11 protein-coding genes and 1 pseudogene are annotated in these 15,015 nt (G+C 73.7%); 3 read left to right on the forward strand and 9 right to left on the reverse strand.

The annotated features are described in order from the left end of the window. Nucleotides 1–182: 182 nt before the first annotated feature. Genes ABD236_RS17650 through ABD236_RS17660 form a run of 3 tightly spaced genes read right to left on the reverse strand, consistent with a single transcriptional unit; the run spans nucleotide 183 to nucleotide 3,362 of the window. Nucleotides 183–1,256 (reverse strand): prenyltransferase, encoded by a 1,074-nt coding sequence (locus ABD236_RS17650; protein WP_344074702.1) that lies wholly within the window; start codon nucleotides 1,254–1,256, stop codon nucleotides 183–185. Beyond that, a complete protein-coding gene (locus ABD236_RS17655; RefSeq protein ID WP_344074703.1) occupies nucleotides 1,253–1,996 on the reverse strand; it encodes a class I SAM-dependent methyltransferase in 744 nt (247 codons plus the stop codon). Before ABD236_RS17655 ends, ABD236_RS17650 begins: the two co-directional genes overlap by 4 nt. A gap of 49 nt (nucleotides 1,997–2,045) precedes the next feature. Beyond that, the gene (locus tag ABD236_RS17660) at nucleotides 2,046–3,362 is read right to left on the reverse strand and encodes a glycosyltransferase family 4 protein (protein WP_344074704.1); all 1,317 of its coding nucleotides are present in this window, start codon (nucleotides 3,360–3,362) and stop codon (nucleotides 2,046–2,048) included. 273 nt (nucleotides 3,363–3,635) lie between these two features. Here ABD236_RS17660 and ABD236_RS17665 point away from each other — a divergent pair, with 273 nt between their 5' ends. Next, nucleotides 3,636–4,259: a TetR family transcriptional regulator gene (locus ABD236_RS17665; RefSeq protein WP_344074706.1), complete on the forward strand. Its 624-nt coding sequence runs from the start codon at nucleotides 3,636–3,638 to the stop codon at nucleotides 4,257–4,259. A 206-nt stretch (nucleotides 4,260–4,465) separates the two neighbouring features. Next, nucleotides 4,466–4,972: pseudogene (locus ABD236_RS17670) on the forward strand (LuxR C-terminal-related transcriptional regulator); the annotation flags it as partial. On the opposite strand, the gene ABD236_RS17675 reads toward ABD236_RS17670, so the two are convergent. From ABD236_RS17675 to ABD236_RS17700, 6 genes are all read right to left on the reverse strand, one after another. Continuing rightward, nucleotides 4,898–6,778 (reverse strand): ATP-binding cassette domain-containing protein, encoded by a 1,881-nt coding sequence (locus tag ABD236_RS17675; RefSeq protein ID WP_425543894.1) that lies wholly within the window; start codon nucleotides 6,776–6,778, stop codon nucleotides 4,898–4,900. The pseudogene ABD236_RS17670 and the gene ABD236_RS17675 sit on opposite strands and share 75 nt — an antisense overlap. Then, complete coding sequence (locus ABD236_RS17680) at nucleotides 6,775–8,517, reverse strand: ABC transporter ATP-binding protein (RefSeq protein WP_425543895.1); 1,743 nt, start codon at nucleotides 8,515–8,517, stop codon at nucleotides 6,775–6,777. The genes ABD236_RS17675 and ABD236_RS17680 overlap by 4 nt, the downstream gene beginning before the upstream one ends. Before the next feature lie 64 nt (nucleotides 8,518–8,581). Then, nucleotides 8,582–8,716: a SapB/AmfS family lanthipeptide gene (locus ABD236_RS17685; RefSeq protein ID WP_344074708.1), complete on the reverse strand. Its 135-nt coding sequence runs from the start codon at nucleotides 8,714–8,716 to the stop codon at nucleotides 8,582–8,584. A gap of 41 nt (nucleotides 8,717–8,757) precedes the next feature. Continuing rightward, nucleotides 8,758–11,388: a class III lanthionine synthetase LanKC gene (gene lanKC / locus ABD236_RS17690; protein ID WP_344074709.1), complete on the reverse strand. Its 2,631-nt coding sequence runs from the start codon at nucleotides 11,386–11,388 to the stop codon at nucleotides 8,758–8,760. A gap of 590 nt (nucleotides 11,389–11,978) precedes the next feature. Next, nucleotides 11,979–12,212, reverse strand: a complete 234-nt coding sequence (locus tag ABD236_RS17695; protein WP_344074800.1) for a ferredoxin — start codon at nucleotides 12,210–12,212, stop codon at nucleotides 11,979–11,981. Beyond that, entirely contained in the window at nucleotides 12,212–13,696 is a 1,485-nt protein-coding gene (locus tag ABD236_RS17700) for an aldehyde dehydrogenase (protein ID WP_344074710.1), read from the reverse strand. The genes ABD236_RS17695 and ABD236_RS17700 overlap by 1 nt, the downstream gene beginning before the upstream one ends. A 171-nt stretch (nucleotides 13,697–13,867) precedes the next feature. On the opposite strand from ABD236_RS17700, the gene ABD236_RS17705 reads away from it, so the two are divergent. Then, on the forward strand, nucleotides 13,868–14,917 hold the full coding sequence (locus ABD236_RS17705) for a Strvi_7410 family MBL fold metallo-hydrolase (RefSeq protein ID WP_344074711.1): 1,050 nt from the start codon (nucleotides 13,868–13,870) through the stop codon (nucleotides 14,915–14,917). Nucleotides 14,918–15,015 lie beyond the last annotated feature (98 nt).

The raw sequence follows: 15,015 nt of genomic DNA on the forward strand, positions 1-15,015 counted from the left end.
GTGGCTGGTCGCGCAGTTCCCCGCGCCCCTAGGTGCCCAGGGGCGCGGGGAACTGCGCGAGCAACCCAGCACGGTCCGCAGACAAAAACCAAGCGGGGCGCAGGGGCCGCAGGCCCCGCCGAAAGGGGCCGGGGCCCGCCCCACCCACCCCCGGAGGGTTTAGGGAAGGGGCGGGGTGGGGGCTAGTCGCAGCACTGCGGGGGCAGGCCGCGCGGCAAGCGCTCTCCGCCGAAGACCGCCGTCGTCGCCTCGTCACCCCCCAGCGCCGCCACCGCCAGCAGCAGTGACCCCGCCGTCCATGTCGTGAGCTCCTCCGGCCACACCGCGCGGTTGCCCTCGAAGACGTAACCCGTCCAGTAGAGGCCGTCGCCGGCCCGCAGGTGCTGGATGGACTGGAGGATCTCCAGGGCGCGGTCCGACTCGCCCATCACCCACAGCGCGAGCGCGAGTTCGCAGCTCTCGCCGCCCGTCACCCACGGGTTGGGCAGCACACAGCGCACCCCGAGGCCGGGCACCACGAAGGCGTCCCAGCGCGACTCGATGCGCGCCTTCGCCTCGGCGCCCGACACCGCGCCCCCGAGGACCGGGTAGTACCAGTCCATCGAGTAGCGGGACTTGTCGAGGAAGCGCTCGGGGTGGTGGGCGACCGCGTGCGCGAGCGCGCCCGTCGCCAGCTCCCAGTCCGGCTGCGGCTCCTCCCGCTGCTCGGCGATCGCCAGCGCGCACCGCAGCGCCTGGTGGATCGAGGAGCTGCCGGTGAGCAGCGCGTCGGTGACGGGCGAGCCGTCCTCCTCGCGCTTCCAGCCGATCTGCCCGCCCGGCTGCTGGAGCCGCAGCACGAACTCGACCGCCGCGTACACCACCGGCCACATCCGGTCGAGGAAGGTGTCGTCCCCGGTGGCGAGGTAGTGGTGCCAGACGCCCACCGCCACGTACGCGACGAAGTTGGTCTCCCGGCCCCGGTCGGTGATCTGCTCGAAGTCGCCGTCGTGGTAGGCCGCGTACCAGGACCCGTCGTCGTTCTGGTGCCGCGCCAGCCACTCGTAGGCGCGCTCCGCCGCCTCGTGCTCGCCCGCCGCGTCCAGCGCCATGGCGGCCTCGGAGTGGTCCCACGGGTCGAGGTGGTGGCCCCGGAACCACGGTATGGCGCCGTCCTCGCGCTGCACGGCCAGGATGCCGGCCACCGTGGCGGCGGCCTGCCCGGCGGTGAGCACGCCCGGCAGGACCAGGTGTTCGGTCCGCTCCGGTGAGGTCACTTGGCGGCGACCTTGTCGAGCGGGGCGAGGTGCGGCTTGGTCGCGTACGCCACGAAGCTCTTGCCCACGATCGGGTTGAGCGCCTGCTCCGCGAGCCGGGTGACCAGCGGCTTCTTCATGATGTCCCAGACGAGCAGCTTGTGGTACGCCCGCACCGGCAGCGCCTTGTCGTTGTCGACGCCGAAGGCGCACTTGAGCCACCAGTACGGCGAGTGCAGCGCGTGCGCATGGTGCTGGCCGTACGGCTTGAGGCCCGCCTCGCGCATCTTGGCGAGCAGCTCGTCCGCCTTGTAGATGCGGATGTGTCCGCCCTCGACCTCGTGGTACGCGTCGGAGAGCGCCCAGCAGACCTTCTCCGGGCCGTACCGGGGCACGGTGACCGCGATCCGGCCGCCGGGCCGCAGCACCCGGACCATCTCGGCGAGCACGCCCTTGTCGTCCGGGATGTGCTCCATCACCTCGGAGATGATCACGACGTCGAAGGACTCGTCGGGGAACGGCAGGTTGAGCGCGTCACCCTCCATGGCGGTGGCGGTCGCCCCCTCGGGCGCCTCCCCGGCCTCCTTCATCGCCGCGAACCACTTGGCGACCTCACGGATCTCCTCGCCGTTCTGGTCGAGCGCCACCACCTGAGCGCCGCGCCGGTAGCACTCGAAGGCGTGCCGCCCCGCGCCGCAGCCCAGGTCGAGCACGCGGTCGCCCGGGGCGAGCGGGAAGCGGGAGAAGTCGACGGTCAGCACGGATTCCTGCTTTCGCGGTCATGGCTTGTGGGGGCGTGGGGGTGCAAGGTCACCTGGCCGGCTTTCCGGCCGCGGCGCGGGCGATCGCCGCCCGGTACAGCTCGGCGGTGCCCTCGGCCGCCCGGGCCCAGGTGAACCGGTCGAGCACCCGCTGCCGTCCGGCCGCGCCGAGCCGCGCGCGCAGCTCCGGGTCGCCGAGCAGCCGTACCAGCGCGCCGGCCAGCGCCTGCGGGTCGCCCGGCGCGACCGCCAGGCACGTCTCGCCGTCCGGCCCGGCCACCTCGGGGATCGCGCCGCCGGTGGTGGCCACCAGCGGGGTCCCCGTCGCCATCGCCTCGGCGGCCGGCAGCGAGAACCCCTCGTACAGCGAGGGCACACAGCTGACCTGCGCGGACCGTACGAGGTCGACGAGCTCCTGGTCGGTGATGCCCTTGACGAAGCTCACCGCGTCGCCGAGCCCGTACTTCTCGATGGCCTGGGCGACCGGGCCGGCCTCGGCGCGCTTGCCGACGACCACGAGGTGCGCCTCGGGCTGCTCGGCGCGCACCTTGGCGAGCGCCTCGACGAGGAAGACCAGGCCCTTGAGCGGCACGTCCGCGCTGGAGGTGGTGACGATCCGGCCGGGCACCTCGGCCACCGACGGATCCGGCGACCACAGCTCGGTGTCGGCGCCGATGTGCACCACCGAGACGCGGTCCTCGCGCACCCCGAGGTGCTCGACGATCTCGCGCTGCGAGGAGCCGGAGACGGTGAGCACGGACGGCAGTCTGCGCGCGACCCGCTTCTGCATCCGGGTGAAGGCGTACCAGCGCCGTACGGAGGCGCGCCGCTTCCAGTCCGCGGCCGCGTCCAGCTCCAGCTGCCGGTCGACGGTGATGGGGTGGTGGATCGTGGTGACCAGCGGCGCGCCGAGGTCCCCGAGCAGGCCGTAGCCGAGCGTCTGGTTGTCGTGGATGACGTCGAACTCGCCCTTGCGGGCGGCGAGGTGGCGCCGGGCCCGCAGCGAGAACGTCAGCGGCTCGGGGAACCCGCCGGTCCACATCGTGGCGACCTCGAGGGCGTCGATCCAGTCCCGGTACTCGTCCTTCTTGGGCGTACGGAACGGGTCGGGCGAGCGGTACAGGTCCAGACTGGCGAGCTCGGTGAGCGGCACGCCCTCGTCGAGGACGGGGTACGGCTGCGCGCCGATGACCTCCACGCTGTGCCCGAGGCGGGCGAGTTCGCGGGAGAGGTGGCGTACGTAGACGCCCTGGCCGCCGCAGAACGGATTGCCCTTGTACGTCAGGAGGGCGATCCGCAGCGGGCGGTCACCCGCACGGGCCGGCTCCCCTGCGCGGGGGCTTGCCTCTATGGCCTCTGCGGTCACTCGCGGCCCCTTCATCGCTGCGTTTCGCCGGAGCGTAACCGCTCGCGCTAATCTAGAACAAGTTCCAGACTTGATCGTTCTCGATCTCCGCGGGGAGCTTCGGGAAGCTTTGAATCTACCGGCAGGTAGCGCACGTGTGAGGGCCGGATCAGGTGATTCGCGCCACCACCGGGCCCCCTGCCATGCTGTGCCCCCGGAAACGGGCCGCCGGGGCCGGGAACCGCCCCGGACCCGCACGCGGAGTACTGGGCAACGGACGACGGAACGGGACAGATGACAGCGGAAGCCAAGGCGGCCATCGCCGCGTCGCCCGCCCTGACCGAGCGCCAGGAGGCGCGCCGGCGGCGCATCCTGCACGCCAGCGCCCAGCTGGCCAGCCGGGGCGGCTTCGACGCGGTCCAGATGCGCGAGGTGGCCGAGGCCGCCGGGGTCGCGCTCGGCACGCTCTACCGCTACTTCCCCTCCAAGATCCATCTGCTGGTCGCCACCATGCAGGACCAGCTCCAGCATCTGCACTCCACGCTCCGCAAGCACCCGCCGTCCGGCGACTCGGCCGCCCAGCGGGTCGCCGAGACGCTGATGCGGGCGTTCCGCGCGCTCCAGCGCGAGCCGCACCTCGCCGACGCGATGGTGCGCGCCCTCACCTTCGCCGACCGCTCGGTCAGCCCCGAGGTGGACACGGTCTCCCGGCAGACCACCGCGATCATCCTGGACGCGATGGGCCTGGACCACCCCAGCCCGCGGCAGCTCTCGGCGGTCCGCGTCATCGAGCACACCTGGCACTCGGCCCTGATCACCTGGCTCTCGGGGCGGGCCTCGATCGCCCAGGTGAAGATCGACATCGAGACGGTCTGCCGGCTGATCGACCTCACGGCCGAGGACGACGACTCGGCCTGATCCGGCGATGCGCCCGGCGCGCACGTGCTTCCGGCACTACCGCCCCGCACCTACGCCGTGCGCCGTGCGCTCCCCCGTGCCACCCCATGGCCGAATCTCCGGCTTCCCCTGCCCGGGGCCCCGGATAGAAAGGTTTCGCGTGCAGAAGGAAGGCAACCGGTAGGCGGGGAGCTGGAGGGGGCTGAAACGTGATCCGGGTACTTCTCGTGCACGATGCCTGTCTGATGCGGTCGGCGCTGGCCGACCGCCTGAGCCGGGAAGCCGGCCTCGAGGTCCATCACGCGCCGTGGCGCAGCGCGCCCGCGCGCGCGAAGGCGCTGCGGCCGGATGTGTGCGCCGTGGACCTGGACTGTTCCGACTCGTACGGGATCGCTCCGCTGGGGGAGTTGCAGAGCCGGCACAACGGGTCGCGGGGCACCCGTCTCGTCGTGCTGGCCAGCGCCAGCCGGCCCGGGCCGCTGCGCCAGGCCGCGGAGGCGAACGCCCTGGGGTATGTCGACAAGGACGCCACGCCCGAGCGGCTCGTCTGCGCCATAAGACGGGCCGCCGCAGGCCAGCGGTTCGTCGACGACTCGCTGGGCTACGGCTTCCTGCGCGCGGCCGAGATGCCGCTGACCAGACGTGAGCTGAGCGTGCTCTCACTCGCCGCCGAGGGCGCCTCGATCGCGGACATCGCGCACAGTCTCCATCTGTCCAACGGGACCGTGCGGAACTACATGGCGGCGATCACCCGTAAGACCGGAGCCCGCAACCGCGTGGACGCCATCCGTATCTCGCAGGGCGAGGGATGGGTGTAATCCGGTCAACTCCCGGTAGAACGCGGACCGTCGCAGCAGCGAGTCGTGCGTCCCGCACTCGACCCCGCCGCCGCCGAGCACCAGCACCTGCCGGGCCCGGCGCGCCGAGCCGGTCCGGTGCGCCACCACCACCAGCGCCGTCCCGGGCCGCCGCGCGAACGCGCGCTCGGCCCTCGCCTCGGCCGCCGGGTCGAGATGGCAGGTCGCCTCGTCCAGCAGGACCAGCGGCGCGGGGGCCGCGTATGCCCTGGCCAGCGCTATCAACTGGCGCTCCCCTGCCGAGAGTTCACTCGGTACGAGGGTGGCGTCGAGTCCGCCGAGCCGGTCGACGAGGCCGCGGGCGCCCACGGCCGTACAGGCGGCGAGCAGCCCCTCGTCCCCGACCGGGCCGCCCTCGGGGCTTTCCGGGCGCTCCGGGCCGTCGGGGTCGTCGGAGCCGGCCGGGCACAGATAGCCGAGGTTGGCGCGGACGGTGTCGGTGAAGACGTACGCCTGCTGGGGCACCAGGACCCGCGCGCCCGCGCGTAAAACCTCGCCGCTGTCCGGCGCCCGCACCCCCGCCATGAGTTCGGCCAGCGTGGACTTGCCGATGCCGCTGGGGCCGACGACCGCGAGGTGCCCGCCGTGCGGCACGGTCAGGTCCAGGCCGTCGACGACGGGGGCGGCGCCCGGCCCGTACGCGAAGGTGACGCCCCGCAGCCGTACCGCCTCGCCGGGCCCGGGTTCCCCGGCCGGGGGTGCGCTCTCCCACGTCCGCCCGCCGTCGGCCCTCAGCCGCCGCAGCACCACGAACAGCCGCGCCCCCGAGGTGCCCAGGCCCTGCATCAGGGACTGGAGGGCGGGGATCAGCGACTGGGTGAGATAGGCGAGCGCGCCCACGAACGCGCCCGGGGTGACCCCGTGGTCGAGCAGCCAGGGCGCCAGTACCAGCAGCAGCACCACCGTCAGCCGCCCGCCGACCCCGGCCGCGAGGGTGCGCAGCACCCCCCAGCGGGCCAGCGCCCGCGAGGCCCGGAACTCGGCGTCGATCCGCTCCCCCACGTCCGCCGCCACCCTGTCCTGCGCCCCCGCCGCCGTGATGTCCCGCAACCCGCCCACCGCGAGGCCGAGTTCGGCGGCCAGCGCCTCGTCGGCGGCGAGGAACGCCTCCTGGCGGCGGGCGAGCGGGCGCAGTGTGGCGAGGAACAGGGCGAGGGAGGCGGCCAGCGGCAGCGCCACCACCGGCAGCAGCACCGGCGCCAGCGAGAGCAGTCCGACCAGCGCCCCGGCCGCGGTGACGACGAAGGTCCGGGACACCATCACCAGTCCGGCGAGCGTGTCGCGGGCGATCTCCACCTGGTGGGTGAGCCGGGAGACCGCCGCCCCGTCCGGCGCCCGCAGCGCCCGCCGCACCACCCGGCGTACGAGGTCGTCGCGTACCGGCTCGACGAGCGCGGCCACCGCCAGGTGCACCCGCCCGGTCCCGAACGACCCGGCCAGCACGCCGAGGGCCGCGAGCCCGAGCCAGCCGAGGCCGGTGCCGGTGTGGCCGGCGAGGAAGCCGCGGTCGAGCGCCCGGGCCAGCGCGTAGCCGAGCAGGAAGGTCTCCCCCGCCTCCAGCGCCGACCAGAGGGCGAGCCGGAGCAGCGACCGCCACCGGGGGCGCACGAGCTCCAGCAGGCGCCGCCCGAACCGGCCGCCGCCCCCTATCCCCGCGCCCCCTTTCCCCGCGACCCCGTTCACCGCGCCTCCTCCGCTTCGGTCTCCTCGGCGAACACCGCCCGGTACTCGGGCAGCCGCCACAGCTCGTCGTGCGGGGCGAGCGCGCGCACCCCGCCGCCGTCCAGCCACACCACCAGATCGGCGCGGGCGGCCGTGGTCACCCGGTGGGCGACGATGAGCCGGGTGCCCGGGGTCAGCTCGTCGAGCAGCGCGCGCGAGACCCTGTGCTCGGTCGCGGAGTCGAGGCTGGAGGTGGCGTCGTCGAGGATCAGCAGCCGCCCGCAGTGCGCGAACGCGCGCGCAAGGCCCAGGCGTTGGGCCTCGCCGCCGGACATCGGGGCCTCGGCGCAGGGCGTGTCGTAGCCGAGCGGCAGCCGGCGGACGAAGTCGTCGGCGCAGGCCGCCCGCGCGGCCGCCCGCACCTCCCGTGGGCCGGGCTCGTCGACGCCGAAGGCGATCGTGCCGCCGATGGTCGTGCCGAGCAGGGCCGGGCGGGCGAAGGCGTGGCCGACCTCGCGGCGCAGCGCCTGCCGGGAGAGCTCGGGCAGCGGCACCCCGTCGACCAGGACCGTGCCCCGGTCGGGGTCGGTGAGCCGCCCGGCGACCGCCGCCAGGGCGCTCTTGCCGCTGCCGGAGCGCCCGACCACGGCGGCCACGGCCCCGCCGGGGACATAGAGGTCGACGTCGTCCAGGGGGCCGGTGCTCACACTGCGGAACTCCAAGGCCCCGGGCCCGTCCGGCAGTTGGCGGACTCCGTACGCCATCACGGGCGGGGTGAGGGCCTCGGCGAGGCGGTCGGCGGCGGCGCGGCCGCGCACCAGCCCGTTGAGCTGGCCGACCAGGACGCCGGTGCCGGTGGCGAGGACCGCGTACCGCCAGGCAGCGAGCATCCCGCCGACGCTCAGCGCGCCGTCCGCGAGCCGCAGCCCGGCGACCGCGAGCACGGTGAGCTGGAGCAGCGGCAGCAGGGCGGAGGCCTGGGCGGTGGAGCGGCCGGTGACGCGCCACATGCGGTGGCCCTGGCGGGAGAGTTCGGGCAGCGGCGCCAGGATCCGGGCCTCGTCGCGCTCGGCGGACCGCGCCGCCGCGATGGTGCGGGCGCCCTCCACGGCCTCGCCGAGCCGCCCGGCGATCTCGCCCTGGACGCGCAGATAGGCGGCGCCCACGTCGCCGGACTTGCGGACGAACACCTTGAGCAGCAGGGCGAGTACGGGCATCCCGGCGAGCAGCGCGAGCGCCGTCCAGCCGTCGGTGAGGGCGAGCGCCACCAGTCCGCCGACCGGGGTGAGCACGGCGGCGAGGGTGGCGGCGAGGGTCGCGGGTACGGGTCCGGCCTGGGCGGCGTTGCCGACGAGCCGGGCCACCAGGTCGCCCTCGGGGAGCGCGGCGCGCGGTCCGGCCGCCAGCACGTGGCCGAGGACGCGCGCGCGGATCCACGCGGTGGTGCGGGCGTTGGCGGTCGCGGTGACCAGGCCGTCGAGGGCGCCGAGCAGGACACTCGCGCCGGTGAGCGCCGCGCACAGCGCGAGCCAGGGTCCGGCGGCCGCGCGGTCGGGGCCGAGGAGGAGGTCGAGGGTGCGGCCGAGCGCCCACGGCAGGGCCAGGCCCGCCCCGGCGAGGGCCGTGGTCAGCAGCAGGACGAGAGCCGCGGGCGCCGCGCCGTACCGAACGGTCTCGCGGAGAAAGGGGCGTGGAGCCAAGGGGCCCTCCGGGGCGCGCATGCCCCGGGCGGAGAGCAGATCCGCCCGGGGCCGCGTCACACAGTGATCAGGTTCGATCAGGGTTGATCAGGTACACCAGGGATTGATCACGGTGGTTCGTGTGTCAGAGACAGAGCAGGTTGCTGTGCGAGCTGTGCTTGTCGCAGAGCAGGAGGCTGACGCTGCTCTCGTCGCCGCCACCGCCGCCACCGCCGGTGGTCTCGGGAACGTCCATCTTCTGCAGGTCGAGAAGTGTCATGGCCATCTCCTTCTGTCGGGACTTTCTCCGTGGGGACGGGTTCACCGTCCGGCCCCTCGCGGGGCCGTCTTGGGGGCCACCGGAAGCGGTGGCAGGAAAGGCAGCCCCGCGGGGCGCCTTCGGGCGGACGCGGCGGCGGGCAGCGAGCCCAGGGCGAGCAGACAGCCCGCCGTGCCGGTCGCGAGGTCCATGGAGAGCCGCATCATCTGGTTGCCGGGGAAGGCCAGATGGCCCTCGTACGGCACGGCGTACCAGGCGAGCGCCGCGCTCTGCGCGTCCAGGTCCTGGCGCGCGGCACGGGTGCGGGCGAGGTGCAGCACCATGCCCGCGCGGCCGTTGAACAGGCCCGGCTGGGCGTAGTACCGCAGCCGCGCGGTGGGCAGGATCGCGGCCCTGGCGTCGGCGAACTCCTCGTCGTACCGGTGCGCCAGATAGTCGTCCAGCACCATCGCGATGCCGACGCCGCCCGAGCCGAGGTAGGGCATGGTCCGCACGCCCTCGTCGACCTGGAGGGCGCCCGAGCGGTCGGTGACGCAGCACGCCAGGTCGCGGCGGAGGAACTCGGCGGCGTGGTCCAGGAGCGCCGGCTCGCCGGTGTGCTCGTAGAGCCGCAGGAAGAGCAGGGCGGGCCCGCTGGCGCCGTGCAGCAGCCCGGCGCGCCTGCGCCCGCCGTCCTCCCGTGGGTGCGGCTCCCCGGCGATGATCCAGGCCGCCTCCAGCGCCCGGTCGCGCAGATCGCTCTCGCCGGTGGTGCGCCCGAGCGAGTCGAGGGCGAGCCCGAGTCCGGCCAGGCCCCCGTGCAGCCCGGGCGCGAGCCGTTGCCACTTCTCGTCGAGCACCCGGTCGACCAGGTCGAGGGCGCGCTCGGTGTGGCCGAGGCGGTCCAGGACGTACGCGATTCCGCTCAGCCCGTCGTAGAAGCCCAGCGGGCAGCCGGAGGGCGGCTCGTCGGTGCGGCGCAGCAGCCACTCCTCGCCGTCCCGGTAGCGGACCGAGCCGGTGACGTCCAGGGCGTAGAGCACCCCGGCCGCCCCGTACGCCACGCTCAGCCCGCCGCCGTCCGCGAACTGGGAGATGTCACCGGGGAAGAGCCGGTCCTCGCGCTCGGGCGTGGCGGAGGCGAGGATCGCGCGGGCCATCGAGTCGCGCCCGGCGGGCCACTCCTCGGGCCGGGCGGGCAGATAGGGCCGCGCCAGGGGCTCGTCGGTGCCCCGGATGACCCGTACCGCCTCCTCGAAGAAACCTTCCGGCACGGCGGGGAACTGGTTCGCCGCCACCTTCGCCAGATGCGCCGCCTTGTCCGGGTCGACCACCAGCAGCGTCGTCATCGGCACGAACAGGGCGAGCCGCAGACAGGCCAGCGCGTACCGGTCGACCTCGAAGCCCTTGCGGTCGCGCGGGGCCACGAACCCGGGGTGCGCCATCGTCTGCCCCCGGTGCTCGTCGAGCGGCACCGCGGCCTCGAAGTCCAGCAGCCGCACCGCGACCTCGCGGCCGTTCGCCTCCTCGCCGTCCGGCCCGACCATCACGTTGAACATGTGCAGGTCGTTGCAGACCAGCCCGCGCGAGTGCACGGCCTCGACCGCCCGCTCCACCGCCCGGTGCACCGCCAGCGCCCAGGTCGTGTACGAGGCCACCGCGTCCGGGTCGGGGTCGACCGCCAGCAGCGGGTGGCGCTCGGCGAAGAACGCGTTCAGCGTGCGCCCCTCCAGGAAGTCCATGACGAGGAAGCGGTGCTCGCCCAGCTCGAACCAGTCACGCACCTCCGGCGCCACCCCGAGCCCGGAGATCCGCTCCAGCGCGGCCTTCTCCCGCTCCAGCCGGGTGACCGCGTCGCAGCCGTCGGCGGCGAGCCCCGCGTACGGCCGGGCCTCCTTGAGGACGACCTTGCCGCCGTCGCGGGTGTCCGTCCCGGCGTACACCCCGCCGCCGTTGGAGAAGTGCAGCGCCCGCTCGATGCGGTACGGCAGGTCGCTCACCGTCGTCGCGTTGCGCGCCTCCAGCTGGGGGCGCAGGAACGGGGGCAGCGCCACCCACTCGGGCACCTGGAAGGCGGGGTCCCTGCGGTCGGGCACCAGCTCGCCGCGGGCGTTCTCGATCGCGGGCACCAGCGCGCCGCCCTCACCGACGCAGTGCCGCTCGACGAAGCCGCCGTAACGCACGTACAGCGGGCCGTTGTTCCAGCGCAGATCGGTGAGGATGTACGGGCCCGGCTCGCCGTCGAGCAGCGCGCCGAGCTCGTTGAGTATCCGCTCCAGCTGGTCCACGTCCGCCGGGTAGACGGTGGCGAACTTCCCGCTGGAACCGCGCCCCGCGTACTTGGAGTTGCGCAGGTGCAGGGGCTGGCGGCCGGGGACGAACTTGAACGGGACGGCTCTGGGGACGCAGTACTCCCACACCTGGGCGGCCATCTTCTCGGCGTTGTCCAGACACGCCGAGACATGGATCTTCCATCCCTGGCGGGGCGTTCCCGGCCGTGGCTCGCCGGCGTCGTCGACCGGGCTGAAGTGGAGCCAGTCCCCGGAGACGGTCGTGCGCCACCCCTTGGGGACCGGGCGCCGGGCCGCCTCGAAGAGGGGGGTGGACTGGCCGGTCGCGGCGGATGACAGACGGTCCGGAGTCTCGTAGAAATGCCTGTCGGCCAGGCAGAAGACCTCGTACCGCTTGTCCATCGCTTCCCCCCTCGGTGGCGTGGCAACGAAGGTGCCACGGCGGGCGGGGGCCGGACAGTCGCATGTGTCATGCGGGGGCTGTGCGGTACGCACGAGTCAACCTGTGTTCGAAGGTGGCCGTATGTGCCCGGCCTTTGTCTGCGGCGGTGTGGGTGGTTGCTCGCGCAGTTCCCCGCGCCCCTTTTGGGCCCGGCCTTCGTCTGCGGCTGAGTGGCGGGTTGCTCGCGCAGTTCCCCGCGCCCCTGAACCCGTGCTTGTCTGCAGACCGTGGACGGCTGGTCGCGCAGTTCCCCGCGCCCCTAGGGGGTCCCCGGTATCCGGTGAACAAAGCTCAGCCACAGGCTTCCAGGGCGTATGCCGTCGCCTGAGAACCGAGCTCAGCCACAGGCCTTTAGGGGCGCGGGGAACTGCGCGAGAAGAGGCCACGGCCCGCAGCCGAACGAGGGCTTTCCAGGGGGCGCGGGACCCCGCCGAACGACCCGGACTACCCAGGGGCACGGGTAACCCGCCGAACGAACCGGACTACCTAGGGGCGCGGGGAACTGCGCGAGCAACCCACCACACCGCCGCAGACAAAGGCCCAGCCAGACCTAATCCTCCGGTGGAAACACCGGCTCCCCAGACCCCCGCACCGCGATGCTGATCGCCTCCACCGGACACCCCTCCGCCGCAGCCAGCACCACCTCATCCGCATCCGTCTCGGAACAACGCGGCCGCGACTGCCGGGCCGAATCCAGCGCGAACGCCCCCGGCGCCGTGTTCACACACATCCCGGAGCCGATGCACACCCCCCGGTCCACCTCCACCCGCCAGCGGTCCCCCATCACGCCTCGCCCCCCGGCCCCTCGTACCCCGCCGGAAGATGCACCATCTTGTGCTCCAGATACTCACTCAGCCCCTCGGGCCCGAACTCCCGCCCCAGGCCGGAGTTCTTGTAGCCCCCGAACGGCCCGAACATGTCCAGACTGAACGTGTTCACGTTGAACGTCCCCGTCCGCACGTGACGAGCGAACTCGACCCCCCGCTCGACATCCCCGGTCCACACGCTCCCACTCAACCCGTACTCGGAGTCGTTGGCGATCCGCAGCGCCTCGGCCTCGTCCCCGTACGGCAGCAGGCAGATCACCGGCCCGAAGATCTCCTCGCGGGCGATCCGCATGGAGTTGTCGACGCCGCCGAAGAGCGTGGGCTCCACGTACCAGCCCCGTTCGAGACCCGCCGGCCGGCCCCCGCCCGCGAGGATCTTGGCGCCCTCCTCCTGCCCGATGCGGATGTAGTCGAGCGAGCGCTGCTGCTGCCGCTTGGCGACCAGCGGCCCGACCTGGGTGGCCGGGTCGAGCGGGTCACCGACGACCAGCGCACCCGCGGCCGCCGCGAACGCCTCCGCGAACTCGTCGTAGCGGCTCGCGGGCGCCAGGATCCGGGTCTGCGCGACACACGCCTGCCCGTTGTTCATCCACGCGGCCGGGACCACCCCGGCGACGGTCGACTCCAGATCGGCGTCGGGCAGTACGACGGCGGCGGACTTGCCGCCCAGCTCCAGGGTGACCCGGGTGAGGTTGCGCGCGGCGACCTCCATCACGCGCCGCCCCGCCGCGACGGAGCCGGTGAAGGAGACCTTGTCGACGTCCGGGTGCCCGACCAGGTACTCGCTGACCTCGCGGTCGGCGGGCAGGATGGAGAGCACGCCCTCCGGCAGCCCGGCCTCGCGGGCGATGTCGCCGAGTATGTACGCGTCGAGGGGCGTCTCCGGCGACGGCTTGAGCACCACCGAGCACCCCGCGAGCAGCGCGGGCGCGAGCTTGGCGGCGGCCACGAACTGCGGCACGTTCCACGGGACGACGGCCGCCACCACGCCGACCGGCTCGCGCCGCACCAGGATCGGCCCGAGCACCCCGGCCCGCCGCTCCTCGTACGGGAAGTCGCGGGCGACGGTGATCGCCGCGTCCCAGACCATCATCGCGCCGAGGGCCTGCGCGAGGACGCTCCAGGAGTACGGGGAGCCGTTCTGCGAGCTGATGGAGCGGGCGATCTCCTCGTGCCGCAGGGCGATCGCGTCCTTGACGCGGGAGACGACCTCGATGCGCTCGGCGAGCGGCAGCCGTGGCCAGGGCCCGTCGTCGAAGGCGCGGCGGGCGGTGGCGACGGCGTGGTCGACGTCGGCCCGGGAGGCGTGCGGCACCCGGCCGATGACCTGCTCGGTGTGCGGCGAGACGACGTCGATGACGTCGGATCCCCAGGGATCGGTCCACTCCCCGCCGATGTAGAGCTGTCCGTGCTCGACCAGGTCGCTGACTGGATCGTTCATGGCGTACTGCCTCCCGCTCCGGTCCGCTGCGGACCGCTGTCCGACGGCAGTCCTCACGGCGTTTCTGACGGCTTTTCAGATCTGCCTGAACTGATACCAGTTCCCCTATCAGGAGTCCACGGCCCGGGAGACCCCTTGAGGGCTGACTGAAACACGTTCTACTCTGACGGCATGACGCAGGTGACACGGGGGCGGACGGGAACGGCCGATCACGGCGGGGGCGTCCGGTCCATCGAAGTGCCGATCCCCGACAACCCCCTCGGCCACACGCTGGTGTACGTCGTCGACACCGACCGGGGCCCGGTCCTGGTCGACACCGGATGGGACGACCCGACGTCCTGGGACACCCTGGCGGAGGGCCTGCGGCGGCTGGGCACCGATGTCGCGGACATCCACGGCGTCGTCCTCACCCACCACCACCCCGACCACCACGGGCTCTCCGGCCGGGTCCGGGAGGCGTCCGGGGCGTGGCTGGCGATGCACGCGGCGGACACGGCGGTGGTACGGCGTACGCGGGAGGCGGAGCCGGCGGCGTGGCTGGAGTACCTGGAGGCGAAGCTGGCGGCGGCCGGGGCCCCGGAGTCCCATCTGGCGCCGCTGCGGCGGGCGCGCCCGTCCAGGTCGCTGCCCGGCCTGCGGGCGGCGCTGCCCGACCGGGAGATCGTGCCCGGCGACCTGCTCCCCCTGCCGGGGCGCCGGCTGCGGGCGATCTGGACGCCGGGCCACACGCCCGGCCACGTCTGCCTGCACCTGGAGGAGCGCCATCCGGCCGGACGGCCGGGCCACGGCCGGCTGTTCTCGGGCGACCACCTGCTGCCCGGGATCTCGCCGCACATCGGCCTGTACGAGGACCCGGAGTCGGCGGCGGAGACGGACCCGCTGGGCGACTACGTCTCGTCGCTGGAGCGGGTGGGCCGCCTGGGCGTGGCGGAGGTGCTGCCGGCCCACCAGCACACGTTCACGGACGCGGCGGGCCGGGTCCGCGAGCTCCTGAGCCACCACGAGTCCCGCCTGGCGGGCCTGCTGGCCCTCCTGTCGCAGCCGCTCACACCGTGGGACCTGGCGGTCCGGATGGAGTGGAACCGCCCCTGGGCCGAGATCCCGTACGGCTCCCGCAACATCGCGGTGTCGGAGGCGGAGGCGCATGTGCGGCGGCTGGTGAAGGGAGGGCTGGCGGAGCCGGTACCGGGCACGCGACCGGTGGCGTACCGGGCGCTTTAGCCCCCACCCCACCCCCTCCCGAAACCCTCCGGGGGTGGGTGCTTCGGCTGCGGACCGTGGATGGCTGGTCGCGCAGTTCCCCGCGCCCCTGGGTGGCT

Source organism: Streptomyces crystallinus (assembly GCF_039521265.1).
GTDB lineage: Bacteria > Actinomycetota > Actinomycetes > Streptomycetales > Streptomycetaceae > Streptomyces > Streptomyces crystallinus.